This window comes from Lysinibacillus sp. 54212, from assembly GCF_036662795.1.
Classification (GTDB): Bacteria; Bacillota; Bacilli; order Bacillales_A; family Planococcaceae; genus Lysinibacillus_B.
The window spans coordinates 47,248-72,633 of the sequence record NZ_JBAFWZ010000001.1 but is presented as its reverse complement, the minus strand read 5'-3'; the positions used below and the strand labels follow the sequence as shown (position 1 = coordinate 72,633).

Sequence of the window (25,386 nt, the reverse complement as noted above, 5' to 3'; positions counted from 1 at the left end):
TATTTTATTACTTTTAGTATAGAAAAATCTGGTTATTAGTAGAATTAATCATTTATAATTAAAGTAATTAAAAATTCTAATAGGGTGATCGGGATGGAGATGAAATGGTTACAAACATTCGTTGTTGCAGCAAAAACAGAGAATTTTCGTGAGGCAGCTGAAATCTTATATATTTCTCAGCCTAGTATAAGTGTGCACATACAACAGCTCGAAACGTATTTACATGTCACACTTTTTGAACGTGAAAAAGGAAAGGTCATGCTTACAGAGGAAGGGAAGTTTTTTCTTGAGGAAGCGGAAAAAATATTACGTATCGTGAATGAAACTGAGCAAAATGTAAAACTATTAGCAAATAATAAAACTGTCAAGCTGAATATTGTGATTTCACCAATGCTTGTCGAAACAACACTCCCACATATAATTTATCAGTACTCTTTAGAAAATCAAGGCTACGAAATTAACCTTATGGTCGAAGAATCCCATCGCATCGAAGAACTATTGCAATCAGGAAAAGCACATATTGGCATTGGACTTCATTCAAGTCAAAGTAGTTTAGTAGAAAGCAAGCTACTACTCACTAGTCCTCTCGTTTTCGTTATACCTTTAGACGAATATGATGATGAAAGTGGCGCTTTCTATGATATCGATCAGTTATTTGAAAAGTACCCTTTACTTACTGGACATATACCGAGTCTACCGTATCCATTAGAGGTATTAGTGAAAAAAAGATTTGCTGCCTCACGTACCATTTCTATCTCGCAATCTTATATTGTGAAACGTTTCATTCGAGACGGACTAGGTATTTCATTTTTACCACAATTTATTATTCGGCGTGAAATGATGGAAGGCCGATTTAATGTCGTCCCCTTTCATGAATTTAAGTTGCCGGATATTTCCGTTTATGTAATGACTGTTCGGCATAATAAAAATATCATTCACCTACGAGACCTTATTTTAAAATCTTATATTGGATAAAGTTTATAAACCCTAAAATGTAATTTTATAAGCTTTACTTTTTAAGGCTGTTTTGTAGTAAGGAGTGGGATGAAAAAAATTATACTGAGCAATTGAAACATTATGTCGAGTAAAAAAAGAAGGGGTTTCCCATTAAAAGTTAACCATTCACTTTATTTCATTTATTTTTTCAAGCTCTTCGATACGTTTTTCTAGTTTTTTCATTTTAGAATCTTGGGAATATCCCATGGACAGAGTTATAAAAGTAAGAGACAAAGCAGCATATACGATCACTTCCATTAAAATACCTCCCAGTAAGGTTGAACTAAATTATACCATTATAGATTTATTGTAACAATATTGTTTGCTGAACAATACTTCAAAATTATGTAGTATTCAATATCATTGAAAAAGGGTATTCTAGCACCAGTCTCGAATACCCTTGCATTATAATCACGGACGTAAATTGCACAAAAATAAAAAGAAAGCTCGTAAATTATTCATCTACCTATCTTCAAGTTTAATCGCTTTTAACATCCTCTTTATTTAACAGTTTTTGAATGGATTTAAGTAATTGATTTCTCTCTCTTTGTAAAGCAATCGTTGTACCTGTAAACCATAAAACAAATGCAATTGGTAAAATATACTGCAGTATAAGTGTTTTGTAATCCATAGTAACCCCCCGGATACCATTGTTGCTAGTTATTTATGATACGTATTTTTTGAACTGGCCATGAAACGATATTTGTTGTCCCTAGAACACTCTCGATCTCAATAAACCCAACGCGTGAATCCCGACTGTCAGAGCTTTTTCTTCGATTATCCCCTAATACAAACAATTGTCCCTCAGGAACTTTCTGCTCACCTGTATAATCATAAAGTGTAAAGTCCTCTGTCAAAGTCCCAGTATCTACTAAACCCTCTTTATTCGTATCTAAGTAAGGCTCCTCTACCTTCTCACCATTCACATAGAGGACATCATTTTTGTATTCAATCGTATCTCCAGGAATACCGATTACTCGTTTTATAAAGTAAGTACCTGGGCTTTCTTCAAATACAATAATATCTGAACGCTCAAAGTCCGAGAATGACTTTCCGATTTTATTGACAATGACCCGTTCTCCTTCCTCAACTGTCGGCATCATAGAAGCACCTTTCACCTTTACTGGTGAAAATAGAAAGGCGTTTACAATCCAAACGACTGCAAAAGCAAATACACAAGCCTTTAGCCATTCCATCAATTCATTTTTGATTTTACTCTCTTCCAAGTTCCTCCCCCGCTTCCTTATATTAACTATTAATTATACGACATAAACAGCAAAAAGGTTTCGAATATTCTTTTTTTAAAGAATTCTCTCTACAAAACTTTTAACTATATTGACATTCTTTTCTTTGTCGTTTATTCTTACGTTAACTTATTTTTAATAAGAGTTTACGCAAAGAGGTGTGTTATGAAAAATTCTGTTTATCCTTATATCCTGACAGCTTTCTGTGCAGCAATTATTGCTGCGTTAGCACAGGTGTCAATCCCACTACCACTTATTCCAATTACAGGGCAAACCCTTGCTGTTGGTTTAGTTGTAACAATACTAGGTATTAAGTTCGGGACATATTCTGTTTTACTATATGTACTACTCGGTGCTATTGGGTTACCAGTATTCCAAGGATTCTCTGGTGGAGCTGTACATTTAGTTGGACCTACTGGCGGCTATATTGTAGGCTTTATCGCTTGTTCGCTCGTAATGGGACTATATTTTAAATTTGCAGGTGTGTCGTTTACACATGCAGTAATTGCCAATATGCTAGGCATGTTTGTAACTTTATTATTTGGTGCTGTATGGTTGAAAGTAAGCAATGATTTATCATGGACAGCTGCATGGGTTGGTGGCGTTGCGCCATTCTTAGTTGTTGGTGTCGTAAAAGGATTAATCGCTGCTTGGGTTGGCGTTATTGTTCGCGATCGTTTAATGCGTGCAAAGCTATTACCTACATTAGCTTAGAATGGTATTCTCCTTATATAAATGGTGTGAACCGAAATATTCACACCATTTTTTTATTTAAGTTGAGGGTTAAAAAGTTCATGAGCCTCCCTTTTATAGTCAATGTTATTATGCCGTTAATTTAGCCCCTAAGACTAACAAAATCGGAATACAGGCTAATAATACTACGCTCATACCAATTGTAGAAATTATCAATTCTTTTTTGGAAGTTATACAATCTTTGTTTAAGTGATAAAGAATGAATAGATTAATTGGTACATTTAATAGCAGGGCTGTCAAAAGGCCTGGTGCATAGCTTTTCATTAAAATAGTAGCTAGTAAGTGAGGGAAAATTGCATTGATTATCATAGCTCCTACAAATCCAATAAATAGCCTTCTGGCAAAGTTTGATTTTGGAAAATATAAAAATAGAAAAGAAGATAAATATGCAAAGGCTGTAATAATGATAACGGCAAAATAAAATTCACCTGGAGCTACTGATTTTTGAAAGACTTGACCTTGTTGAGACCACTCAGGCAACCATAATGCTTCTTCTATATTATGTAATGTAATAGCTAGGCAGAAAAACATAGCATAATAACTTTTCATACAATTCCCCATTCTTAGTAGTGAAATTTAATTATTTTATTTTGACAACATTCCCCTTCTGATATTGATACCTTTCTTTCGTATCAGCTCTTTCAACATACCATTCATCATACCCTGAAAAAAATGTCGGTTTCACTATTTTTAAATGCTCTATACCAATTTTATCATCGTTCACATGTGCCATTACCTCATTTAAAACGAGTTGCTCCTTTTCCGTTATATTTTTCGTATATACTACTCCCGCTCCTATAATAATCGGTAAAACAACCGTCCCAATCACGAGCCCGCGCATTATTTTCTGCAAAATTCAACACCCCTTTTCATCTAACACGAAATACTAGGGAAAAAGTTCCTAATCTAGTTAAGCATTCAAAGAGTCTCACTCAATAAATTCCGAAAATTATGTTAAAATGTATGGAAGTTAAAGGAGGAGATACATATGGCTATTGAAAAAGTTCGTGATCATTTTGCACAGTGGGATATCCAAAACCGTATACAGGAATTAAATGAAAGCTCGGCAACAGTCGAATTAGCCGCGCAGGCGTTAGGATGTGAGCCAGAGCGAATTGCAAAGACCCTATCATTCGTTATCGATGATGAAACAATGCTAGTCGTAGCAGCTGGAGATGCAAAAATTGATAATGCAAAATTCAAGTCTACATTTGGAGTAAAGGCAAAAATGGTCGCAAAAGAAGAAGTGGAAGACCGAATTGGTCATGATGTTGGTGGTGTTTGTCCTTTTGGAGTGAACGAGGATGTGACAATTTATTTAGACGAATCATTAAAACGCTTCCTAACAGTTTTTCCTGCATGCGGTAGCAGCAATTCTGCCATCGAGCTAACACTAGCTGAACTTGAAGCTTATACACCTTTTGAAAAATGGGTGGATGTGTGTAAAGGCTGGGAGTAAAAAAAAAGTAAAAAAAGCTGTGCGAAATGTCCATTTGGACGACATTTTCGTTCACAGCTATTTCCCTATATAAGTATAAGTTATATTACTTTATTTGCTGCCAGCTTTCTAAATGATGAACAGCAATGCCTGACAATGCATCATTATGATCATATTGATTTATCACCTGCTGCAACACCTTCGTTAATTGCTCATTCGATTTGCCAGCAAAGCTAATATGCTCGCCCTCTTTAGACGGATACGTTTCAACAGCAATCGTAATTTGTTTCCGTTGCGCCTCTGCATATACTAGCTCATCCTCTACTAATCGGATAATACCATTTCGTCCCTCTGCCTTGTTTCGGTATGCCATTAAGGTTGTGTTATCGGCTATATCAATGACCCACTCACTTACATTTCCTTTACCGTATGAATTATCATAAGAGACTTTATTAAACCAGAACGGCATATCCACTTCAAATGTTAATTCTTGCTTTTCAGCAAATGCTTGTATCGTGCTCAATGTATCAAAATATGCTAGCACCACAGCCCCTTGATCTGTATCCCATTGATCCAGCAAATAGGGCTCAATATCTACATGAACGCCCGCTAGCTTTCCATATTGCTGCTGAAATCTTTCTACCCAAGCAAGAAATTTATCTACTTTTTTATCATCAAATACCCAGGATTTTGACCCACCAAGTGCATACACTTCAATGTTATTCTTACTTGCCTTGTCGATAAAATCCGCATAATGCTCGTTCGATACATCCTCATTAACTTGTACAAACAGTTTACTTACCTTATGCTCATTGGCAAATTGAATATATTGGTCCCCTTTTTTCTCTAACGACTCAGCATCCCAAATCCATGTTGAAAATTGCACATTCGAATCTCCTTTAATAAATCCAATACACCCAACCATGACAAACATAAGCATGATTAAAATAAACCACTTCTTTTTCATTTCCTTCTTCCACTCACTCTCAATACTTCGCGTAATTATCGTGCTATGTCTACTCGTTCTTTTATTGCTTGCAGGACTTCTTTTGCTGAGCCTTGTATAATTAAGTCAAACTCATTCTCATATTCATCAACTTCCATATTTATATATACCGTTCTCCCATTAGTCATTGACGGTAATTGATTTACAGGATATACTTCTAAACTTGTCCCAATAACAATAACAAGATCCGCCTGTTGAATACTCCCAAGCGCTTTAGCCCATGCCGATTCTGGTAAAAACTCACCAAATAAAACGATGCCTGGTCGAAGTTTTCCTCCGCAGGACGAACAGTTTTCTTTTGCAAGGAACGCATTGATTGTGGATGGCTGCTGACATTCGTGACAACGGATATGATGTATATTTCCGTGTAGCTCATATACTTTATTACTTCCTGCAGCCTTATGAAATCCATCTACATTTTGAGTCGCAACACTTGAAATCAGGCCTTGTTCTTCTAAGCTCGCCAAAATATAATGCCCTTCATGAGGCTTACAATTCTTTAATCTTTCTAATCGCATACAATAAAAGTCATAGAATAAATCGTAATTATGTTCGAGAGCATCAACTGTTGCAACAATTCTTGGATCAATATTTCGCCACCAGCCCGTGTGGGATCTGAAATCAGGTATTCCACTTTCCGTTGACATCCCCGCACCAGTTAAAACGACTGTCCCTTTCGCATGTTGAAGCCATTCAATTAATAGCTCTAAGCTACCATGAATCATATCAACTCACCCACCAATCAACAGATTTACTCTTTATTATAAATGAAATAAAAAACGAGTTCACTACAGAATGAACTCGATTATCTAAAATTTACATGTTTTTCAGTTTATCTACTACTTCTTGTACCGATTGCACGATACTGCCATTATTTTTAATTAATCCAATGACAAATAAATTTCGATAAATAAATTGATTTTCTATGCCATCTTCAATTAATGCTTCGATTTTTTTCGTATTATCTCGCCCTTGCTGACGAACGTCAGAAAATAATGCAATGATGGGTCGATTATATGTAGAGAATACGCCGATTTCTGCAGCAACCCCCGAATCGATTTCGACACCATCAATTACGGCTATTAGAACATCACTTTGTTGAAGACTTTGCATATCGGCTCGCGCTATTGCTAAACTATCAGCATAGGCAGATTTATCATTAATTGCATCGTTTTCCTGTGGAACGTAAAGGTTGATGTTTGGAATTGCTTTTCGAATTTCTGTTGCAAGAAGCTCATTAACATAACGATCTCCTATCGAAAATAATCCATTTGCTAAATATGCTTTCAATATTGCCACCCTCTTAACCTAATCTACATTTAAAGTACCATTTTAAACAGCACTCTTCAATATAACTGACAAAATTTAAGTTGATACTAACCAAATAGTTTTTATCTGATTCTATTTCATATTTGCATTAAAAAATACGAGCCCTGAATTCACGTCCGCTCAGAGTGTAGCGTGCAGTGCTTATATAGCAACTTCGACTTACGGTTATGAGCCAAAATTTATGTTATTTTCTTCATTTTAACAATGCAAATCACTAATATAATGAGTAGTAACGCAACAATACTGAAAAATGGTATAATCGATAGTCCTTCTGCTTTCCCTAACGCCATCAGGACTGAACGCACAGATATATATGTAAATAATAGCATAGAAATATTTTTGGTATAATTTACAAGCTGTTGGCTAACCTTATAAAAATTCGCAACATTTTTTTCGTTTAGTCGATCAGGATAATTATGAGTATGGGGCTTACGCTCAATTACTTCCATCATGATGTATATTACAATTGATATAACTGGTAAAAGTAGCATTTGATATTTAGATCCCCAACCATCGGCTACCCCCTCGAAGTTAAAATGTGTTGGAACTTCGTTTGGTAAAGCTGACCAATTGATAATAATAAATCCGATTGAGCATAATATTAAGGCAATACCAAACGTGTCAGCTAATTTTGCGATATAATTTTTTGGTAAGTATAGCTTTGGACGAAATGTTTTGTACATAAGAAACCCCCTCTCTTAATAATACGGAAATCGGATATACTGGTTTCGCAGAATTTACACATTTTTCAGAAATAATGATTTGAATGGAGAAAGATAATGTCAATAAGTGATATTTTTGATTTTTTAAAAATGCTTGATACAGAACTGTATAGTTATATTAAGCAGTTCGGAATTATGATTTATGTTATTTTGTTCGCTGTTGTATTTTCAAAAACGGCTTTTGTACTTTTAACATTCTTGCCTGGCGATTCACTCGTGTTTGCAAGTGGAACTCTAGCTGCTATTGAAAAATTAAATATTACAGCACTATTTTTCATTTTTTTCTTCGCAGCCATTTTAGGTGATAGTCAAAATTACTTTATCGGTAAAACAATAAATAAAATGCGACTTAGTGATTCTTGGCTTGTTAGATTTATGCCAGAATCTGCGATTACACAGGCAAAAAAATTTATTGAAGATTATGATCGAGTTGCAATTACATTTAGTCGCTTTGTTCCATTAATGCGTACAATGACTCCTTTTATCTCCGGCTATACGGGATATTCTTACTTAAAGTTTATTCGATATAATGTCATAGGTGCGCTGCTTTGGACTGCAATCTGGCTCGTCACGGGCTATGCTCTTGGGAATATTAAATGGGTGGCAGAAAATTTATTACTAACGCTAACTCTTATTACGATCGTTGTTTTTATTCCAACCCTCTATGCTTACTTCTCGCAAATGGTCCGAAATCGCAAGCTTGTATAATTATGGACACTTATTAGAGTCCGATTATTACAAAGCTTGCAATTTTGCTCGTTCGGCTGCCAAATCCTATACATTAGCTTTCGCCGGTATATTTATACTTAGTTACTCCAATTTTTATTCCCTAAACTAATCTGAAATACACTCCCTGCTTTTTGCTAAGGAGTCATACATAATTTGTTACTCAATAAGTTGAGCATAAAAAAAGGAACCATGATAATTGGCTCCCTCTTCCTTATTAACATTACGCGAAAACTTAATCGTTACTCAAAGAATACCTAAGAAACCGTGTATTCTTTTAAAAATTTAACAATCTCTTTATTGAATTTTCTTCTATCTTCTCGGAATTGAGAACGTTGGTTTGATTTTTCAAACAAATAGCGTTCCTCTGTAGTTTCTGGCACAATTTGTGGCACAGGACAAGGCTTACCATTTTTATCAAGGGCAATAAACGTAAAGTAAGCAATTGCAGCAATTTTCGTTGCTCCTGTTAATAAGTTTTCAGTATGTACCTTAATGAAAATTTCCATAGAGCTCGTACCTGTCCAAATAACGAATGATTCAAATGTAACAGCTTCCTCTGGTCGTATAGGATGTAAAAATTCTACTGTATCTACTGATGCTGTTACACATTCCTTTCGGCTATGCTTTGCTGCTGATATCGAAGCTACTTGGTCCATATCACTGATTAATCGTCCACCAAATAATGTGTTGTGATTGTTAAAATCATTAGGAAATACACGACTTGAACGAAACACACGTGATTCCCAGCAATATTTTTCTTCCTCCATCCTTATCCCCCTCTTGACACATAGCAGTTGAAGCATTTTATAAACTGTAAAACACTTCCCTACATATGCCTTTCTATTTTAATAGTACTTATATATACCATACTAATACCCGAAATAGAAAAGGCAAAACCTTTTCTATTTCGGGTATTAATCTTTATAGAGTTTTATATAGTACATTAAGCTAATAACAGAACACCCAAGAATGATCCCAAATATACCTATTGGTGGCAGCCATGCTGAAGCAATAATGGTGATTGGTGCAAAAAAACGTCCAATAGTAAACTGGAGATTCGCTGCCCCCATGTATTGCCCCCTCGCTTCTTTTGGTGCATGTGTACTCACAAAATTATATAGGACGGGTGCCTTTACAATTTCGCCAAAGGTAAAAATGACTGTTAATAATAGGAGTAACCAAATATTTGTTGTAAACCCTACCGCGAACATACCGAGGCCTGCCAATAAACCCGAAAGAATAAATACATTACGGTCAGACCACTTTTTTAGCAAATTAGATACAGGAAGGATAAAAAACACAAATAATAGCCCATTTACCCCAAGCATCAACCCTAAAGCATTCGTTCCTCCTATTTCATAGGACCACCCACTCCACGAGAACAATGTTTGTAGCGGAACAGATTCTGAAATATAAACAGCTAAATACAAGTCTAGCTGCATAATCGCCATCACCGAAAATACCCCCGCTATAATGTAATACATGAAATATATATTATTAAAAATATTTCTATAGCTACTCCATTGATCCCTTAACAATGATATTGTGGAATACCTCTCAACTGATGGTTGTCCTGGATTTGTTTCTTCAATCTTTATAAAAATAAGTAATGTATAAAGGAGTAGTATTACTGTAAGGCTCCATAACAAGATTGATCGATATTCAAAGAACAATATGGCGCCAATAATTGGACCTAGTACGGCACCAATATTATTAAAGGTTATAAATGTGGCAAATACTTTCTTACGATAGGGTTCTTCTACAAGGTCTGCTACCATCGCTTCACTTGCAGGTTTATATAATGCCCCCCCATGCCTATTGCTAAAAACGCCACATAATCTAACCATGGGGAGGCTGACATAGCAAAAACACCAAACACGAGAGTTTGAATAGCTGCACCGGCTAGCATTAAAGGCCTTCTTCCAATGCTGTCCGCTAAATATCCACCAATTAAGTTAAAAACTAAACTAATTATCGGCGGAAGTATCATTAATAATCCAGCCAATCCAAGTCCTAAAGACTGACTAAAGTACACCGCCATAAAAGGGAAGTACATCCAGTAAAATAAATTAAATATTGTCTCCCCAACTAAGCGAATCTTTAAATTTCCATCCCAATGAAATGATTTCATACAATCTCCTTTGATACTTCAAATACTACGGCCGCGTACATTTATCATACAGAAAGGCACAATGAAAAAAATAGACTTATAATGAAAAATTTAATATACTAATAATATGGAAATATTGGTTATCACACCTCTATTTTGTGTGCGGCAGAAAACGAACATGCATTCTAAAAAAAAATTGAACTTATGCATTTCCTATAATCAGGAAATGCATTAAAGTATAAAAAATATCTCGAGATTTCCTCTTCTCGAGATATTTTATCTTTTAGACGATTCATTTATCGAATGTAATATTTTAGGTATATAGAAAACTAATAGAGTTGGGAGATTTGAATGTGTCCTTAATACTGTTCTTTATAACTTTATTACTCTTTTTAGTAGCATCCATTAGTATAACTTATTCTTGGATAATAGGAAGTCATATTTATATAGATATCAGCCGTAGTTACGCCTCTTCAAGTTATCCTGGAGACATAACTACTGGAGATAAATTATTTTATCTAATAGCATTTCCAACCTCATTACTTATTGTTTTATTAATATGCTCTTATCTAATATATTTAATCTTTAAAAACCGAGTAGTGTTTTCATTATCAAAAAAATTACTATTATTTATGATACCGATAATTTGTACAGTGTTTATTTTTGTGAATTTATATTTTTTTATTTATTAAATAATATATACTTATTTCCCTAGATTAAGTTTCCAGCTCAGGTGTACCGTTTGGTTATTGATATTGACATGCCAAATCCCTATCAAAGTGAGTTTGATTATGTTAAAATATCGCGAGCACAAAATAGTTTCTTAACAATTCTGTCAAAAATAAAGCGAAGTAATATAGCAATGAAGAAAGGGCATTACTGTTATGGAAAACGTAACAAATGTGGTTAAATTAGAATCAATAAAATCTTTGCAATCGACAGTCCGTAAACTCGAAAAAGCCTTGTCCGGAATGACTCAGAAAGGCGCAAATACTATCTTAGTAAAAAAACGGCTCAAAGCTGCTTCCATCGGCTTAGCAATGCTAGAAAACGTTTGGGATCAAAAACAACATCCTTACACCCAGGAAGATTTAACCGAAGCTCGTAATATTCTAAATGGTTTATTTCCTTCAATTAAGAATAGTTATGTTAAGTCAAAGCCTGGTAGTCCTCAAAGAACGCTTTTAGAGAGAAGAATACAAGCGTTAGAACTAGCTATTCGAGCGATTGACGATAGATCCAATAAATAGTCATTGGTGCTATAACTAAAGATACTATAGCACCAATTAATTTATTTACTTTGATCAAAATCTGTCTATCAGAAGTTACTTAATAGGTATCCAAATTTCTGAGTATAAATCAGGTTTGTATGGATCCTCATCAGAATAAACTTCTAGCTCAGGTGTACCAGCTGGTTCATATGGATTAGATGGGAACCATTCTGAGTATATTTGCTTCCATGTATTTTGCATTGCTTCAGGCATTGGACCATGCACTTCAAAAACGACCCATTTTGATGAGGGAATCTCTATCGATAACATGTTTTCTGGTACATCCCCTTCGTGATCCACTGCAATCCAATAATCAATTAGAGCTTTATTGTTTTTGTCTGATACACAGACACCTAGAACGCCGTTAATTTCTCCATTATTTAGTTTAATTAATTTTTTATCCATGCCTGCACCGTTTATTTCATCCCAAAATAGAGGGATACCATTCGTATTCTCCCCTTTTTCCCAATTGTATGTTCGCTTCATCCCTACAACTTGAAACTTTTCTTTTTCTACAATTTTATACTTCATTGGTTCTGCTCCCTTCAATTTCACCTGAATAACTAGGCGATTAAATGCTTGTAATGTACCTTGCTTTTTTCTCGCTTTACTAGGCGTCACGTTATGTTGTTTACGAAACGCTTTTGTAAAGGCTTCCGGAGATTCGTAACCATACTTGAGAGCCAAATAGATTATTTTAGTATCTGTACTCATTAATTCTTGTGCTGCTATTGTTAGTCTTCTACGTCTAATATAATCTGTAATTGACATATCAGTTAATATGGTAAATGTACGCTGAAAATGAAACAGCGATGAATTTGCTTCTGTAGCAATGTGTTCCAGTGTTATCTCTTCTAGCAAATTTTCTTCAATAAAATTAATGGCTTTTTGAATTGACTCAATCCAGTTCATGGTACTCTCTCCTTATGGTTACAGTATAATATTACTTTACAACCCAATCCTGTCATTTTATGCTCTCTTTGGAATGGTTGGTGGATATATGTATTTTTTGAACCTAATAATTTCAAAAAGTAGAGGCTTCAAGGAAAAATTAACCTATAGTTATGATAAACTATTTAATGTAGTTAATAGTATAGCGGACAGCGGTTGGCACTCCCTTCAGAAAGGGGGTGATATAAATGGTGACTTACGAGGCAATGAACTTAATGTTCCAATTTGGTATGTTTCTAATAGCAGTTATTACTGCTATTGGCACAATTGTTGCTTTGTTTTTGAGCCAAAAAAAATAACCCCTTCCGCTACTGTGGCATGTAGTTGACGAAATGGGTTATTTTATGATGATTACATGGCCAACCGCAAGATGCGGACTATTGGCTACGCTTTGACTGGGTGTTGGTGCACTCAGTCATTTTTTTATTATATGTTCATCATAACATCGTTAAACATCTAAATCCATTGATTTGTTAATCTAACTTATTTGATTTGATTATTCTAGTCAGCATGTACATGCTCGAAATGTAAGTGTTTACTAGAGCGCAAAATATGCACGTATAAATACAAGGCTAGAAGAAGTGCAATGCATGAAAATACAACAGTCACTAGTTGCACGGAATACCATTCTGCCAGTGCACCAATGACTAACGTGAATATTATTTGAGCAATACTTTGAAGGAGATGCAGTGAACTCCCGAAACGTCCCATAAGTTCAGGGGGAATGGTTTTTTGATAAAGCGTTGCATAGCCTGTATTACTAAAAGCCATAAAAAAGCCGAGTGCAATAAAGCTGATTATTGCTATCCAGAGGGCATGTGATGCATAAAATAGTGTATAGCCTCCTATCGTTAAACAAAAGCCCGCACCAATATAGGTTTGAAGGGACAGCTTATTGACTAGCGACGTTGCAGATACGCCACCGATAACTGCCCCGAGCCCGGCTATACTAACAACAATTCCATAAGTTCTATCGGATGTATGTAAAACATCCTTTAAAAATGTCATCTCTTGTGAATCGAGGGCAAATGCTATCATAAGTGCCGTTGTATACACAGCAAAAAACGTCAGCAGTTTCGGCTGCTCTCTGATAAACGCCCAAACATGCCCAAAGTCGCTCCGAATAACCTTAAACGTAACCCTCTCTCTCCTTTTGACCCCCTCATCCTCTACATAAGGTAATGAAGCAATCGCCCATGCACATACAAAGAACGTAAGGCCATTGATCCACATTGCCACACTCGTATTACTAATGGCGATAATTCCGCCAGCAAGTGCAGGTCCAATCATAAAGGAACCAGAGCTTAGTGTACTATTTAAAGCATTAAACCTTTGTTTATCTTCATCCTTTACTAGTTTAGTAATAATATACGTACTGCTCGGACCAAAAAAGCTGCCGGCTATGTTTGTAAGAAAAATGAAGCAATAAATTAACCAGAGTGAATCCATAAATGGCATGGAGCACACGATAATGCCTCGTACTACATCGCTCGCCACCATCAAACGTTTTTTATCGTGTCGGTCAATAATAGAGCCGGCAAAAAAATTGCTCATAATGCTAGCAATTGGACCGACGATATAAATTCCTGCCACGGCTGCAGGTGAGTGGGTTAAATGCCAAACAGCTAAATTTAATGCGATTAAATAAATCCAATTCCCTAAATTTGAAAATCCGAGCCCACCTAGTAATAGTCCGTATTTTTTTAGAATGCTCAATAAATCCCCTCCTTCTCATCCTTACGCACACTTGACACCTCCATCACTATTTTAACAGAATTAGCCAACAGTTTATTGTGTATTTACTATTTTAGAGTGACTACAATTCTTTCAAATCAGACAATCTTACACAAATTGCAAAAGCCACTATTTCGAACAAAGCATTGGACAAAATAGCGGCTTAGATAAAATCTCTTCATAATCAGCAGGTATCAATATTAGCCCTGCACTCTACATTTTCTTTGGTGCTTCGATCCCTAGAAGTCTTAGTGATTCTTTTAATACGATCGCTACACTATCACATAAAGCAAGTCGACCTGACAGGAATTCATCATCCGTTAATATTTTTGAATTTCCATAGTATTTGTTAAATGCTCGCGCTAGTTTTAATGCATATTTTGCAATTAGAGACGGATCGGCTTGTTTATATGAGGATTCAATTATTTCCGTGAAGGCTTGCAATTGTGTAAGGATCGACCATTCATATTCACCGATTACTAAATTGAACTTTTTGTCTACATTTAGCGCTCGTTTTGATAAAAGCGATTGAATTCTAGCATATGTGTATTGAACATATGGACCCGTTTCACCTTCGAAATTTAACATTTCTTCAAGAGAAAATTCCAAATCATTTAGACGAAAATTTTTTAAATCATTGAATAGGACCGCACCAATACCAACAGCCTTTGCTACTTCTTCTTTATTTTCTAATAGCGGATTTTTTTGTTCGATATTTTCCTTGGCCATGCTGATTGTTTCTGCTAGTACATCCTCAAGTAGCACCACTTTCCCCTTTCTTGTCGACATTTTTTTGCCGTCCTTAAGCATCATGCCAAACGGGATATGGTGTAAATTATCAGCCCATGAATGCCCCATCTTTTCTACTACTTTAAACCACTGCTTGAAATGTAGGGATTGTTCATTACCAACAACATAATAAATTGCTTTTGGCTTATACGTCTGCATGCGATAAAATCCAGCAGCTAAATCTCGCGTAGCATATAAAGTGGCACCGTCATTCTTTTTAATCAGACACGGAGGCATATTTTCGAGTTCCACAACATCTGCTCCATCAGATTCAACTAGCAATCCTTTTTCCTGAAGTTCAACAATTACTTTTTGCATCTTATCATTGTAAAAGGCCTCCCCTGCATAGGAATCAAATCCAATATTTAACAACTCATAAAGTGATGCGAATTCCTTTAACGATTCTTCCTTGAACCATTGCCAAAGCTTTTGCGCCTCTTCATCGCCATCCTCTAATGCCTTAAAGGCAGCTCTTGCTTGTTCACTAAGGTCATTATCCTCCTCATCATGGAATTTAACATATAGCTTAAGCAGCTCCTCTATCGGCGAATCTTGTACACGTTTTTGATCTCCCCAAAGCTTATATGCAACAATCAACTTCCCAAATTGTGTACCCCAATCACCTAAATGGTTGATACGAACTGCTTCATCTCCATTTTTCTCTGCAAGATTTGCTAGTGCTTGCCCAATAACTGTTGAACGGAGATGCCCCATTGAGAAAGGCTTTGCAATATTTGGAGAAGAAAAATCGACAAGTACTCTGGAACCTGTTACTTTCTTTGTCCCATACAGTTCTCTTTCTTTTAATACTTTTGAGATTACCTCATAGGCTATTTTCTCTTTCTTATAGAAAAAGTTTATATAGCCACCGTGAACTTCGACTTTTTCAAAAGTATTGATTGAAATTTTTTGTACTAAATCTTGAGCTATTTGTGCTGGAGACTTTCGAAGCTGCTTTGCAAGGGCAAAACAAGGAAATGCAATGTCTCCTAAATGCTCGTATTTTGGTTTTTCTAACATTTTTTCAATTTGAAATGAGGATAACTTCTCTTCTAGTGCATTCGATAAAACTTTTACAACTTCTACTTTCATTGATACTCCCTCCATGTTACTTGCAAAATTAAAAAGCTCTCGTCTCTAAAAAAAAGAGACGAGAGCTTTTCCCGTGGTACCACTCTAGTTGTCGGATGTTCCGACCACTTTTCATTGTTAACGGGGGATCTCCCCGGAATGACTCTACTTCTGTTCAAGATTCTTCTCCAAAGTGCGGTTCACTTCTATTCCTTTATTAGGCTTCCACCATCCCTAACTCGCTTCGAAAGGTCAAAGAAGCTACTCTCTTCTTCACCGAATAAGCTATATGAAATTTTCCAAAAATATACCATACTTATTATTTATAAGCAACTATATTTTTTTAATACAACAAGGGGGAAAATTATCGAACAAGTAATACATCACATGCTGCATGACGAACAATGCGCTCTGCAACTGACCCAATAAGCATTTTTTCAAATTGATTCAGCCCTGTAGCTCCTAAAATAATTAGTTCTACCTCTGGAAGACTAGTTAATAACTCCTTTGGCGAGCCCATTTTTACAATTGCTTCTACTTCATTAACACCTGCCGCTAGTGCTTGCTCTTTTAGTTTCTCTATTTTTTGTAAATGCTGTTCTTTCATTTTATCAGCATATTTTAAATCATAGGCTGTAATCGATCCGAAAGTTTTTGTATCCACAACATTAACTATTTGTAAAATGGCCCCATATTCTTTTGTTACTTTAATAGCGCGTTCTAGCGCTTTAAGTGATTGGGCAGAAAAATCGATAGCAACTGCGATTTTTTTATAATTTGTACTCATTATACTCCTCCTTTACATTACTAAAATTATAACAAAATACTTCCATCTATAGTAAACAACTGATTATCTTTTTTTCAATTATTCAAATGTTGGACGAGAAGTATTCATACAACTTTCACCGTAGGCATATGATAGTTGTATGGGCAACTCTAACTAAAAAGAACCTTCAATCTAAAATTAGATAGAAGGTTCTCGCGATTCTTTTCATTATTTTAGTTTTGATTTAATTGAAGTGCTTCTGCTGTTGTTTCATGCACTTCTTTTAATAGCTCTGGGTTGTCCATTAGAGATAAGCCATAAGAAGGAATCATTTCTTTAATTTTTGGCTCCCATTGGTTTAACTCCTGAGGGAAACATTTACGAATAACTTCTAGCATTACGTGTACGGCTGTAGAAGCACCTGGTGATGCACCTAATAAAGCCGCTACTGAGCCATCACTCGCGCTAACAACTTCTGTACCAAACTGAAGCGTACCTTTTCCGCCTGCTTCTGTATCTTTAATAACCTGTACACGTTGACCAGCTACAACAATATCCCAATCCTCTGATTTAGCAGTTGGAATAAATTGACGTAATTCTTCAATACGTTGTTCCTTTGATAGCATTAATTGTTGGATTAAATACTTTGTTAAAGACATTTCTTTCACACCCGCTGCTAATAGCGTCGTTAAGTTATGCGGCTTAACCGAAGTGATTAAATCCCAGTTCGAACCTGTTTTTAAGAATTTTGGTGAGAAACCAGCAAATGGTCCGAATAATAGCGATTTTTTATTATCAATAAAACGTGTATCAAGGTGAGGAACAGACATTGGAGGCGCTCCAACAGCAGCTTTACCATACACTTTTGCATGATGCTGTTCAACAATTTCTTGATTTTTACATACTAAGAACAGTCCGCTAATTGGGAAACCACCGATATGCTTACCTTCAGGAATACCTGTTTTTTGTAATAGCTCTAAGCTTCCGCCACCTGCACCAAGGAATACGAATTTTGCTGAATGGTATTCCATTTTGCAGCCTTCCTTATCATGTACACTTAGCTCCCACGAACCATCTTTGCCACGTTTAATTTTTTCTACACTGTGATTATATTTTACTTCAACATCCTTCTTCTCTAAATGTTCAAGTAACATACGAGTTAAAGCACCAAAGTTTACATCTGTACCGCTGTCAATTTTAGTTGCAGCAATCGGCTCTGATGATTTACGATCTTGCATGATTAATGGTATCCATTCATTTAACTTTTCTGGATTATCAGAAAACTCCATACCTTGGAATAATGGATTTTGAGTCATTGTTTCAAAACGCTTTTTAAGGTACTCAACGTTTGCAGCACCTTGAACCATACTCATATGTGGTATTGGCATAATAAAATCTTGTGGATTTTGGATTAAATTATTATTAACAAGATAAGACCAAAACTGCATCGACACTTGGAATTGCTCATTTACATTGATCGCTTTTTTTATATCGATCGATCCGTCTGGTTTTTCGGAAGTGTAGTTTAACTCACATAGCGCAGCATGCCCTGTACCGGCATTATTCCATTCATTAGAGCTTTCTTCCCCAGCTTTGTCGAGCTTCTCAAACACTGTAATTTTCCAGTCTGGTGCTAATTCTTTAAGTAGTGTCCCTAAAGTCGCACTCATGATACCGCCACCAATTAAGATAACGTCTGATTTAAATTGTTCGTTACTCATGTTTACCTTCCTTTTTATACCTTTAATTTGCAGAAAGGATGTAAGCGCTCCCTCTTAAGCGTCTCAACAAGCCAAGACCTTGGTTCACACCATTTCTGTATCAAATATAACCATATCATAGTGTATCACAATTAATTCTAGAATTAAATATCCTCTATGTTTATCATAGTAGTAAGCTATTTAAAAAACAGAAAAAGCGAGAATATTTAGACATTAATAACGATACCCTTTCATTTGCAGATATTTCTGAAAAAAATTTATACTTATATTTCGATAAAAAACTCCATTTTATTCTCCAAATTGCAAGTAAAATAAATCTATTTATCTTTGCAGACTCACATTTAACACGAAATGTAAATAAATTAATCAAATTTCGGTAATTTCAAGACAATGCAGTGAATCAAAAATCAATTCTCAATTATTTGGAACGAATTTTGATATTCCCCATATAATGCAAACAAATATACAGTGCAGGTGATACTTATGAATATTTCTGACTACCTTAATCTACTATCTACATTCGGTATTGGTGGTGCTCATCCTGGCGGAATTGATCTAACGAAAGAAATGTTAAAGCTACAGAAAATTAACAGCGATACTACGATTTTAGATGTAGGATGCGGCACTGGACAAACCGCTGCTTATTTAGCTAAAACGTATGGAGCTAAGGTAACTGCTATCGATATAAATCCGCTCATGATTGAAAAGGCTAAGCAGCGAATAAGTGTAGCGCAATTACATGTTAATATACTTCAAGGTTCCATAGAAAAAACTACGCTACAGGAAAATTCATTTGATTTGATCCTTTCAGAATCTGTACTTTCGTTTGTCAAAACAACTGTAGCACTTAACGAAATATATCGATTATTAAAGTCTGGAGGTCGTTTTATTGCAAATGAGATAAGCCTTTCCCAATCGATCGAAGAAAATATCAAAAAAGAAATACAGGAGTTTTACGGATTTGAGTCTATCCCTTCAGAAGGAGAATGGATCAATCGATTCGAACAATCCGGATTTATCCCTATCAATGTTCTCGAGAAGCAATCCATCACTCAAAGTTATTCAACCCCTGATTTTCATTACTCTGATCACATAGAACCAGAACTTTATACGCTAATGGAAAAGCATGTTGACATGACTGAAAAGTATGCACATATTTTGGATTTCCGTGTTTTTATTTGTACAAAATAATGTTGGGGTAAACGGATAAGGAATAATTGTTAGTTTCCCCTTGCTGCAACCCTCTATTTTATGAGTTCAATAAAATGCTTCAAGATTCTTGCCGTTAGTCCCCAAATCGTATAGCCTTCATAATCATAAAACCATTCCTCCATCGAACGTCCACCCCATTGGTAGGCAGTACCATTCATTATCTTATCAAAAGGAAAGTCTGGTGAAGGTACAGGCTGCACTGTAACTAAACTCATATATGGTTCATAATTTAATAGCCATTTAATTGGAACTGTAAATACTTCTTCGACTTCTTCTATATTATACGAATGAATGATTTTGTCATATTCTAGCTGAACGACAAACGGATAAATGACAAACGACGGGGAGGCAATATATGGACTTAGTTGCCCAACTAAGTCCACATCGTTGGGATCGACACCTAATTCCTCATGCGTTTCACGTAATGCTGCGGCCAACGGAGATGAATCAGTTGCATCTATTCGTCCACCTGGGAAACTAATATCTCCAGGCTGCTTTCGCATCGTAAAAGAACGAACCTCAAATAAAATATGCCATTCCCCTTCTATTTTAACTAAAGGAATTAACACTGCTGAACGGAAAGCATTGTCCTCTCCAATAAATAGAGATTTATGCTCGCTTAATTTAGCATTCACTTTTTCTATGAACATGAACCTTCCCTCACCTTAAATGTTATATCCTATTATCCTAACATTTATATGATAAGGGATAAAGGGAATCAATATGTTTACATCACCAATACTATCCAATGTTTATATATCATGGAACATATTTGCTATCCGAACGTCTAAATGGTATCACTATAATATTTTATCAATTCATTCCAGGAGTTCAGATAGCAATGATAAGCAAATATTTAGATAAGCAAGTTATCCTATACATAGTTTTACTAGGCATAATTAGTGTTTTTTTTATTCATTCAAGTAATACTACATTCTCACAATATTCAGGAGCATTTATAATAAAGCAATGCCTCTTTTATAGCATTGGCTTTATTATAATGTTTGCGATCGCTTGGCTTGATAGTGAGCAGTTAAAAAAAATCGCATGGATTTTCTATGTGCTAATTTTACTACTATTAATCGCTCTAATTTTTGCACCAGAAAGCATCGCAAAGCCTATTAATGATGCGAAAGCGTGGTATCAAATACCCTTTATCGGGACCTTTCAGCCGTCAGAATTTATGAAGTTTGCTTTTGTATTAGTATTAGCGAAAACAATCACAGGGCATCGAGAAAAACTTATAAATAATAGTTTATCTTCTGATAGCTTATTATTATTAAAAATCGCCATTATTACTGTTCCACCCATGCTCATTGTTTATAAGCAACCAGACACAGGGATGATTATGCTCTATTTAGCATTGATCATACCGATGATTTATTTCTCAACAATTAGCAGAAAAATTTTAATAGGACTAGCTGCAATACCTTTAACCGTTGTACTAGCCTTCATAGTAATTTTCACACAATACAATGATTTTTATAATGAGCAATTACTTAGTAAGCTTGATGACCATCAAATATCACGGATTAATGGTTGGCTTTCACCCTATGAATTTGAGGATTCTTCCTATCAGGGAAGACAAGGAATGCTAGCAATCGGTTCTGGGGAATTAACGGGGAAAGGTTATTTACAAAACGATGTTTATGTACCAGAAAAACATACAGATTATATTTTTTCTACGATTGCTGAAGAAACTGGATTTATTGGCGCTTCAATTGTAATCATACTGTTTTTCTTATTACTTTTCCGACTTGTAGTCATTATTATAAGTACTAAAAATCATTTTGCTTATGTAATCGGCGCAGGTATCATTGGGTTATTAACCTTTCAAATATTCCAAAATATCGGCATGACACTCGGTCTAATGCCTATCACAGGTGTCACACTCCCCTTCGTAAGCTATGGCGGTAGCTCACTGTTATCTAATTTCATGCTGATTGGCGTAATACTGAGCTTTAAAAAGACGTATGAGGGGTATTTCTTTTAGATAAATAAGGAAGAAGCAGAAAAGTAAACGGTCATATTGTTGCATGTTCCATTTAGAATAGCCACATTAATACATTTGTAATATAATATGACATATTAAATATTTTGTTAATTTAGGAGAAATGTATATGGAACCAGCAACAACTGTCCTTACTTTATTACCAATCATGATTATTGTATTTTATTTGATACCGATCGTATTTATTGTTTGGGTCACTTTTACAGTTATAAAATTATTAAAGCAACAATCAAAATTACTAGGAGAAATAAATGAAAAGATGAATAAATAAACCTGCGTTCCGTATCGGCTGAGCTGATTCGGGCGCAGGTTTTTTCTCTATTATTTCGCTGTCATTCCACCATCAACAGCTAAGTTAATGCCTGAAATATGAGCAGCTTCATCTGATGCTAGAAATACAACAGTATCTGCAATATTTTGAGCCGTTCCTAATTCAGGTAATGCAATACCGTTTAAGAAATGCGCTTTATATTGTGGATTTTCCATATGAGGCGCACTCATTGGTGTCACGATATAACCAGGGTTGATCGCATTTACACGAATGTTCTTTTTACCGTAGTCTACAGCAGCAGCACGTGTAATTGCTGAAACAGCACCTTTAGATGCAGTATAAGCTCCTGCACCTGCCATACCTGTTAAAGCGGCAGTTGATGAAATGTTCACAATTGAACCACCGTTTTCTTCCATATGCTTTATTGCTAATTGCATACCTAGCATTACGCTGTCGATGTTAATATTGTATACTTTATCCCACATTGCTTCTGTTTGCTCATTAAATGGTGTTGCTAGTGAAATACCAGCGTTGTTTACTAAAATATTTACAGCACCGAAAGCCTCAATAGCTTGTGCATATACATTTTCCCAATCCTCACGAGAGGCTACGTTATGTGAAACTGCGATTGCTTCTCCGCCCTCTTCTTTAATACGTGCTACAACAGCTTCTACTGCTTCTGTATTAATATCTGTCGCAACTACCTTTGCGCCTTGTTGTGCGAAAGTTAAAGCTGTTGCTTCTCCCATACCGCTTCCTGCACCTGTAATAATTGCTATTTTGTTTTGTAATCGAGCCATGTTTGACACCTCATTTTTTATTTATGATAGTCTGACTATCACATTTTCAAATTTATTCTAATATACTAATAATTAATTTGCAACAAAAACGCTTACATTTATAATGGAATACAAGGAAGTGACAAACAGTGAGGATTAGAGAAAAAAATAAGGAAATTCGACAACAGCAAATTATTGATAAAGCTACAGAATTATTTATTAGTAAAGGATTGTATGATGTGCAAATGCAGGAGATTGCTAATTTATCGGAAATAGGTATTGCAACGTTGTTTCGCTATTTTCCTAAAAAAGAGTTACTAATAGTAGCAGTAGCCTGTCAAATTATGACTCGCTTTGAACGTGCATTCTTTACGATTGCATCTAGCTCACAAACTGCTTTTGAAAAGGTCGAGCAATTATTGAATTATTTTTTATCGTTTAATGATGAAGAAAATAAAAAAATTATTCGTTTTCGTGAAGTTTTCGAAAGCTACGCTGCCTATCGAGCTGAACCATTAGAAAATATTGACAGATATCAAGAAGTACAGCGTCGAATGATTAACCATTTACTATCTATTATTGAGCAAGGAAGAATTGATGGATCGATCAATTTATCATTGGATATTCAAACTGCCCTCATTACGTATATTAATTGCTTTGGTAAATTTACAGCTAAGCTATCTCTTTCCGAAGATCTAGCAGAATTACCTGAAGATATTACAAATGAAAAGCAGCAGCAAATTATGATGAAGTTAATCCTTCAGTCATTAAAGCCTTTATAATATACATGAAAGCCACGACATACAATTGTTGGACATGTCGTGGCTCTCGATTAGCTATTTACTTCTTCATTTTCTAGCATTTTGTGTAAGTATTCAATTATTTCGCGGATGCCTTCTAAGGAATTAACTAAAATTTTGGGATCCACACACGTAATCATACGGTCCTCTAGGTTTGCTACAGCTGTGAAATATTGAGTTTTCGCATAATTCACAAGCCCCATTTGCTTTAAAGTCGATGGGTTAAAATCAAAAATTTCTCGCGCTTCTCCAACAACTAAGCCATAGTTCACCACATCTGTATTGAGAATTAAACATCGTATATTATCACCTGAGCATGGCTGGTTATATAAAATAAGTCCAAAATCAATGACTGGAATTAACTCACCGCGCGCTCGTGTAAAACCTAATAAATATTTCGGCAAGTGTGGAATTGGCGTTACTCGCTCTAGCTTTTCAATCGATACAACTTGATCTACTGGCACTGCATACTCTTCATGTCCACATGCAAAAACAACTGATTTTTCGAACCCCATAAGGTCACCTCTTTTACTATTTTAGTTCGCGGAGCTTTTCACTACCTCAACTAATAAATCGGCTAGCTTTTCTAATTCCTCAATAGGCATACGTTCATTAGTCGTATGAATTTCCTCATAGCCAACCGATAAGTTCACCGTCGGAATTCCAAAGCCAGCAATTATGTTAGCATCGCTACCTCCACCTGATTTACCGAGGTTTGGTGTACGACCAATTGCGCGAACTGCGTTCATTGCCACTTGTACAACGCGATCGTTCTCCGTAACAGAGAAGCCCGGATACATTATCTCCACATCGACCTCCGCTTTCGCTCCCAGCTCGTTTGCTACTGCCTCAAAAGTTTCCTTCATATGAGCTGTTTGAGTATCTAACTTTTCTTTATTAATAGAGCGTGCCTCTGCTAAAATATGCACCTCATCACAAACGATATTTGTTGCTTTTCCACCCTCGAAGCGTCCAATATTAGCAGTTGTTTCATCATCAAGACGTCCTAGCTTCATCTTTGCAATTGCCTTTGCAGCGACTGTAATAGCGGATATGCCCTTTTCCGGTGCTACCCCTGCATGCGCTGTTTTCCCAATAATTTTTGCTTGGATTTTTGCTTGATATGGTGCTGCAGTAACAATGCCTCCTACTTTACCATCACTATCAACAGCAAAGCCGTATTTGGCAATAATCATTGATGGGTCCAGCTCTTTCGCACCAGCTAAGCCACTTTCCTCTCCAGCAGTAATAATGAATTGGATCGTGCCATGCTCAACGCTTTCCTCCTTTAAACGACGTATCATTTCAAAAAGGGCTGCCATTCCAGCTTTATCATCAGCCCCTAAAATCGTTGTGCCATCAGAGTAAATATATCCATCCTCACGAATTTCTGGTCGAATACCTTTTCCTGGTACAACTGTATCCATATGTACCGTAAAATAGATTGGCTCGACCTTTAAGGATCCATTCAACGTTGCTATAATATTTCCTGCGCCATGTCCATTTCGTGTATGGGCATCATCTTGGACTACATCAAAGCCCAATCCCTCTAACTTTTTTACAATAATTGGCGCAATGATTTCTTCATGCTTTGTTTCAGAGTCAATTTGTACAAGCTCTAAAAATTCTTTTACGATTCGTGTAGTCATAAAGTACACTCTCCTTCTTTCGAAACAAGATGAG

General features: G+C 35.8%; 29 protein-coding genes, 1 pseudogene and 1 other annotated feature. Of the genes and pseudogenes, 10 read left to right on the top strand and 20 right to left on the bottom strand.

What is annotated here, in order from left to right; all coding sequences use genetic code 11:
• The first annotated feature begins 93 nt into the window (after positions 1-93).
• Positions 94-975: a LysR family transcriptional regulator gene (locus V4T18_RS00385; RefSeq protein ID WP_332645320.1), complete on the top strand. Its 882-nt coding sequence runs from the start codon at positions 94-96 to the stop codon at positions 973-975.
• A gap of 147 nt (positions 976-1,122) precedes the next feature.
• Here V4T18_RS00385 and V4T18_RS00380 read toward each other — a convergent pair whose 3' ends face one another.
• The 3 genes from V4T18_RS00380 to lepB form a co-directional block, all read right to left on the bottom strand.
• Complete coding sequence (locus tag V4T18_RS00380; RefSeq protein WP_332645317.1) at positions 1,123-1,254, bottom strand: hypothetical protein; 132 nt, start codon at positions 1,252-1,254, stop codon at positions 1,123-1,125.
• A gap of 220 nt (positions 1,255-1,474) precedes the next feature.
• On the bottom strand, positions 1,475-1,627 hold the full coding sequence (locus V4T18_RS00375) for a hypothetical protein (protein WP_332645315.1): 153 nt from the start codon (positions 1,625-1,627) through the stop codon (positions 1,475-1,477).
• Positions 1,628-1,652: 25 nt separating this feature from the next.
• The gene (lepB, locus tag V4T18_RS00370; protein WP_442916883.1) at positions 1,653-2,192 is read right to left on the bottom strand and encodes a signal peptidase I; all 540 of its coding nucleotides are present in this window, start codon (positions 2,190-2,192) and stop codon (positions 1,653-1,655) included.
• A 213-nt stretch (positions 2,193-2,405) separates the two neighbouring features.
• Here lepB and V4T18_RS00365 point away from each other — a divergent pair, with 213 nt between their 5' ends.
• Entirely contained in the window at positions 2,406-2,954 is a 549-nt protein-coding gene (locus V4T18_RS00365; RefSeq protein ID WP_332645310.1) for a biotin transporter BioY, read from the top strand.
• A 108-nt stretch (positions 2,955-3,062) separates the two neighbouring features.
• On the opposite strand, the gene V4T18_RS00360 is transcribed toward V4T18_RS00365, so the two are convergent.
• A complete protein-coding gene (locus V4T18_RS00360) occupies positions 3,063-3,542 on the bottom strand; it encodes an HXXEE domain-containing protein (protein ID WP_332645307.1) in 480 nt (159 codons plus the stop codon).
• 31 nt (positions 3,543-3,573) lie between these two features.
• Positions 3,574-3,846, bottom strand: coding sequence for a hypothetical protein (locus V4T18_RS00355; protein ID WP_332645305.1), 273 nt, complete (start codon positions 3,844-3,846; stop codon positions 3,574-3,576).
• 135 nt (positions 3,847-3,981) lie between these two features.
• Here V4T18_RS00355 and V4T18_RS00350 point away from each other — a divergent pair, with 135 nt between their 5' ends.
• Positions 3,982-4,452, top strand: a complete 471-nt coding sequence (locus V4T18_RS00350) for a YbaK/EbsC family protein (RefSeq protein ID WP_332645303.1) — start codon at positions 3,982-3,984, stop codon at positions 4,450-4,452.
• A gap of 85 nt (positions 4,453-4,537) precedes the next feature.
• Here V4T18_RS00350 and V4T18_RS00345 read toward each other — a convergent pair whose 3' ends face one another.
• The 4 genes from V4T18_RS00345 to V4T18_RS00330 form a co-directional block, all read right to left on the bottom strand.
• Positions 4,538-5,398 (bottom strand): hypothetical protein, encoded by an 861-nt coding sequence (locus V4T18_RS00345; protein WP_332645301.1) that lies wholly within the window; start codon positions 5,396-5,398, stop codon positions 4,538-4,540.
• Positions 5,399-5,433: 35 nt separating this feature from the next.
• Complete coding sequence (locus V4T18_RS00340; RefSeq protein ID WP_332645298.1) at positions 5,434-6,162, bottom strand: SIR2 family NAD-dependent protein deacylase; 729 nt, start codon at positions 6,160-6,162, stop codon at positions 5,434-5,436.
• A 91-nt stretch (positions 6,163-6,253) separates the two neighbouring features.
• A complete protein-coding gene (locus V4T18_RS00335; protein ID WP_332645296.1) occupies positions 6,254-6,736 on the bottom strand; it encodes a nucleoside 2-deoxyribosyltransferase in 483 nt (160 codons plus the stop codon).
• A gap of 209 nt (positions 6,737-6,945) precedes the next feature.
• Positions 6,946-7,449 carry a DUF1648 domain-containing protein gene (locus V4T18_RS00330; RefSeq protein WP_332645294.1) on the bottom strand — a complete coding sequence of 168 codons (504 nt, stop codon included), beginning with the start codon at positions 7,447-7,449 and terminating at the stop codon, positions 6,946-6,948.
• Between the two features lie 96 nt (positions 7,450-7,545).
• On the opposite strand from V4T18_RS00330, the gene V4T18_RS00325 reads away from it, so the two are divergent.
• Positions 7,546-8,196 carry a DedA family protein gene (locus V4T18_RS00325; protein WP_332645293.1) on the top strand — a complete coding sequence of 217 codons (651 nt, stop codon included), beginning with the start codon at positions 7,546-7,548 and terminating at the stop codon, positions 8,194-8,196.
• A gap of 275 nt (positions 8,197-8,471) precedes the next feature.
• Here V4T18_RS00325 and V4T18_RS00320 read toward each other — a convergent pair whose 3' ends face one another.
• Both V4T18_RS00320 and V4T18_RS00315 read right to left on the bottom strand, forming a co-directional pair.
• Entirely contained in the window at positions 8,472-8,984 is a 513-nt protein-coding gene (locus V4T18_RS00320) for an acyl-CoA thioesterase (RefSeq protein ID WP_332645291.1), read from the bottom strand.
• Between the two features lie 147 nt (positions 8,985-9,131).
• Positions 9,132-10,258: pseudogene (locus V4T18_RS00315) on the bottom strand (MFS transporter).
• 953 nt (positions 10,259-11,211) lie between these two features.
• On the opposite strand from V4T18_RS00315, the gene V4T18_RS00310 reads away from it, so the two are divergent.
• Complete coding sequence (locus V4T18_RS00310) at positions 11,212-11,577, top strand: hypothetical protein (RefSeq protein WP_332645290.1); 366 nt, start codon at positions 11,212-11,214, stop codon at positions 11,575-11,577.
• 75 nt (positions 11,578-11,652) lie between these two features.
• On the opposite strand, the gene V4T18_RS00305 is transcribed toward V4T18_RS00310, so the two are convergent.
• Positions 11,653-12,510 (bottom strand): AraC family transcriptional regulator, encoded by an 858-nt coding sequence (locus V4T18_RS00305; RefSeq protein WP_332645288.1) that lies wholly within the window; start codon positions 12,508-12,510, stop codon positions 11,653-11,655.
• A 227-nt stretch (positions 12,511-12,737) separates the two neighbouring features.
• Between V4T18_RS00305 and V4T18_RS00300 the strand changes: the two genes are divergently transcribed.
• On the top strand, positions 12,738-12,848 hold the full coding sequence (locus V4T18_RS00300; protein WP_332645287.1) for a putative holin-like toxin: 111 nt from the start codon (positions 12,738-12,740) through the stop codon (positions 12,846-12,848).
• A 202-nt stretch (positions 12,849-13,050) separates the two neighbouring features.
• Here the strand turns inward: V4T18_RS00300 and V4T18_RS00295 are convergent, their stop codons facing one another.
• The 4 genes from V4T18_RS00295 to V4T18_RS00280 form a co-directional block, all read right to left on the bottom strand.
• Positions 13,051-14,265, bottom strand: a complete 1,215-nt coding sequence (locus V4T18_RS00295; RefSeq protein ID WP_332645285.1) for an MFS transporter — start codon at positions 14,263-14,265, stop codon at positions 13,051-13,053.
• Positions 14,266-14,496: 231 nt separating this feature from the next.
• Positions 14,497-16,164 (bottom strand): arginine--tRNA ligase, encoded by a 1,668-nt coding sequence (argS, locus tag V4T18_RS00290; protein WP_332645283.1) that lies wholly within the window; start codon positions 16,162-16,164, stop codon positions 14,497-14,499.
• Positions 16,165-16,215: 51 nt separating this feature from the next.
• Positions 16,216-16,429 (bottom strand) — a binding site (T-box leader).
• 78 nt (positions 16,430-16,507) lie between these two features.
• Positions 16,508-16,930, bottom strand: a complete 423-nt coding sequence (locus tag V4T18_RS00285) for a universal stress protein (RefSeq protein ID WP_332645281.1) — start codon at positions 16,928-16,930, stop codon at positions 16,508-16,510.
• Between the two features lie 212 nt (positions 16,931-17,142).
• Complete coding sequence (locus tag V4T18_RS00280; RefSeq protein WP_332645887.1) at positions 17,143-18,657, bottom strand: malate:quinone oxidoreductase; 1,515 nt, start codon at positions 18,655-18,657, stop codon at positions 17,143-17,145.
• Positions 18,658-19,113: 456 nt separating this feature from the next.
• Between V4T18_RS00280 and V4T18_RS00275 the strand changes: the two genes are divergently transcribed.
• Positions 19,114-19,821: a class I SAM-dependent methyltransferase gene (locus V4T18_RS00275; RefSeq protein ID WP_332645279.1), complete on the top strand. Its 708-nt coding sequence runs from the start codon at positions 19,114-19,116 to the stop codon at positions 19,819-19,821.
• A 53-nt stretch (positions 19,822-19,874) separates the two neighbouring features.
• Here the strand turns inward: V4T18_RS00275 and V4T18_RS00270 are convergent, their stop codons facing one another.
• Positions 19,875-20,492 carry an NUDIX hydrolase gene (locus tag V4T18_RS00270; RefSeq protein ID WP_332645276.1) on the bottom strand — a complete coding sequence of 206 codons (618 nt, stop codon included), beginning with the start codon at positions 20,490-20,492 and terminating at the stop codon, positions 19,875-19,877.
• Between the two features lie 191 nt (positions 20,493-20,683).
• Between V4T18_RS00270 and V4T18_RS00265 the strand changes: the two genes are divergently transcribed.
• A complete protein-coding gene (locus V4T18_RS00265) occupies positions 20,684-21,835 on the top strand; it encodes an FtsW/RodA/SpoVE family cell cycle protein (protein ID WP_332645274.1) in 1,152 nt (383 codons plus the stop codon).
• 127 nt (positions 21,836-21,962) lie between these two features.
• On the top strand, positions 21,963-22,124 hold the full coding sequence (locus V4T18_RS00260) for a hypothetical protein (RefSeq protein WP_332645272.1): 162 nt from the start codon (positions 21,963-21,965) through the stop codon (positions 22,122-22,124).
• A 50-nt stretch (positions 22,125-22,174) separates the two neighbouring features.
• Here V4T18_RS00260 and V4T18_RS00255 read toward each other — a convergent pair whose 3' ends face one another.
• On the bottom strand, positions 22,175-22,924 hold the full coding sequence (locus tag V4T18_RS00255) for an SDR family NAD(P)-dependent oxidoreductase (RefSeq protein ID WP_332645269.1): 750 nt from the start codon (positions 22,922-22,924) through the stop codon (positions 22,175-22,177).
• 128 nt (positions 22,925-23,052) lie between these two features.
• Here V4T18_RS00255 and V4T18_RS00250 point away from each other — a divergent pair, with 128 nt between their 5' ends.
• Positions 23,053-23,685, top strand: coding sequence for a TetR/AcrR family transcriptional regulator (locus tag V4T18_RS00250; protein ID WP_332645266.1), 633 nt, complete (start codon positions 23,053-23,055; stop codon positions 23,683-23,685).
• Positions 23,686-23,735: 50 nt separating this feature from the next.
• Here V4T18_RS00250 and V4T18_RS00245 read toward each other — a convergent pair whose 3' ends face one another.
• Together V4T18_RS00245 and V4T18_RS00240 are read right to left on the bottom strand one after the other, a co-directional pair.
• Positions 23,736-24,218 (bottom strand): chemotaxis protein CheW, encoded by a 483-nt coding sequence (locus tag V4T18_RS00245; protein ID WP_332645263.1) that lies wholly within the window; start codon positions 24,216-24,218, stop codon positions 23,736-23,738.
• A 21-nt stretch (positions 24,219-24,239) separates the two neighbouring features.
• Complete coding sequence (locus V4T18_RS00240; RefSeq protein ID WP_332645261.1) at positions 24,240-25,352, bottom strand: M20/M25/M40 family metallo-hydrolase; 1,113 nt, start codon at positions 25,350-25,352, stop codon at positions 24,240-24,242.
• Between the last annotated feature and the right edge of the window lie 34 nt (positions 25,353-25,386).

What these genes read in the sequence shown, in the direction of transcription:
- V4T18_RS00385 (WP_332645320.1), top strand. Translation starts at nt 94, where the DNA reads ATGGAGATGAAATGGTTACAAACATTCGTTGTTGCAGCAAAAACAGAG.
- V4T18_RS00380 (WP_332645317.1), bottom strand. Translation starts at nt 1,254, where the DNA reads ATGGAAGTGATCGTATATGCTGCTTTGTCTCTTACTTTTATAACTCTG.
- V4T18_RS00375 (WP_332645315.1), bottom strand. Translation starts at nt 1,627, where the DNA reads ATGGATTACAAAACACTTATACTGCAGTATATTTTACCAATTGCATTT.
- lepB (WP_442916883.1), bottom strand. Translation starts at nt 2,192, where the DNA reads ATGGAATGGCTAAAGGCTTGTGTATTTGCTTTTGCAGTCGTTTGGATT.
- V4T18_RS00365 (WP_332645310.1), top strand. Translation starts at nt 2,406, where the DNA reads ATGAAAAATTCTGTTTATCCTTATATCCTGACAGCTTTCTGTGCAGCA.
- V4T18_RS00360 (WP_332645307.1), bottom strand. Translation starts at nt 3,542, where the DNA reads ATGAAAAGTTATTATGCTATGTTTTTCTGCCTAGCTATTACATTACAT.
- V4T18_RS00350 (WP_332645303.1), top strand. Translation starts at nt 3,982, where the DNA reads ATGGCTATTGAAAAAGTTCGTGATCATTTTGCACAGTGGGATATCCAA.
- V4T18_RS00345 (WP_332645301.1), bottom strand. Translation starts at nt 5,398, where the DNA reads ATGAAAAAGAAGTGGTTTATTTTAATCATGCTTATGTTTGTCATGGTT.
- V4T18_RS00340 (WP_332645298.1), bottom strand. Translation starts at nt 6,162, where the DNA reads ATGATTCATGGTAGCTTAGAGCTATTAATTGAATGGCTTCAACATGCG.
- V4T18_RS00330 (WP_332645294.1), bottom strand. Translation starts at nt 7,449, where the DNA reads ATGTACAAAACATTTCGTCCAAAGCTATACTTACCAAAAAATTATATC.
- V4T18_RS00325 (WP_332645293.1), top strand. Translation starts at nt 7,546, where the DNA reads ATGTCAATAAGTGATATTTTTGATTTTTTAAAAATGCTTGATACAGAA.
- V4T18_RS00320 (WP_332645291.1), bottom strand. Translation starts at nt 8,984, where the DNA reads ATGGAGGAAGAAAAATATTGCTGGGAATCACGTGTGTTTCGTTCAAGT.
- V4T18_RS00310 (WP_332645290.1), top strand. Translation starts at nt 11,212, where the DNA reads ATGGAAAACGTAACAAATGTGGTTAAATTAGAATCAATAAAATCTTTG.
- V4T18_RS00305 (WP_332645288.1), bottom strand. Translation starts at nt 12,510, where the DNA reads ATGAACTGGATTGAGTCAATTCAAAAAGCCATTAATTTTATTGAAGAA.
- V4T18_RS00300 (WP_332645287.1), top strand. Translation starts at nt 12,738, where the DNA reads ATGGTGACTTACGAGGCAATGAACTTAATGTTCCAATTTGGTATGTTT.
- argS (WP_332645283.1), bottom strand. Translation starts at nt 16,164, where the DNA reads ATGAAAGTAGAAGTTGTAAAAGTTTTATCGAATGCACTAGAAGAGAAG.
- V4T18_RS00285 (WP_332645281.1), bottom strand. Translation starts at nt 16,930, where the DNA reads ATGAGTACAAATTATAAAAAAATCGCAGTTGCTATCGATTTTTCTGCC.
- V4T18_RS00275 (WP_332645279.1), top strand. Translation starts at nt 19,114, where the DNA reads ATGAATATTTCTGACTACCTTAATCTACTATCTACATTCGGTATTGGT.
- V4T18_RS00270 (WP_332645276.1), bottom strand. Translation starts at nt 20,492, where the DNA reads ATGTTCATAGAAAAAGTGAATGCTAAATTAAGCGAGCATAAATCTCTA.
- V4T18_RS00265 (WP_332645274.1), top strand. Translation starts at nt 20,684, where the DNA reads ATGATAAGCAAATATTTAGATAAGCAAGTTATCCTATACATAGTTTTA.
- V4T18_RS00260 (WP_332645272.1), top strand. Translation starts at nt 21,963, where the DNA reads ATGGAACCAGCAACAACTGTCCTTACTTTATTACCAATCATGATTATT.
- V4T18_RS00255 (WP_332645269.1), bottom strand. Translation starts at nt 22,924, where the DNA reads ATGGCTCGATTACAAAACAAAATAGCAATTATTACAGGTGCAGGAAGC.
- V4T18_RS00245 (WP_332645263.1), bottom strand. Translation starts at nt 24,218, where the DNA reads ATGGGGTTCGAAAAATCAGTTGTTTTTGCATGTGGACATGAAGAGTAT.
- V4T18_RS00240 (WP_332645261.1), bottom strand. Translation starts at nt 25,352, where the DNA reads ATGACTACACGAATCGTAAAAGAATTTTTAGAGCTTGTACAAATTGAC.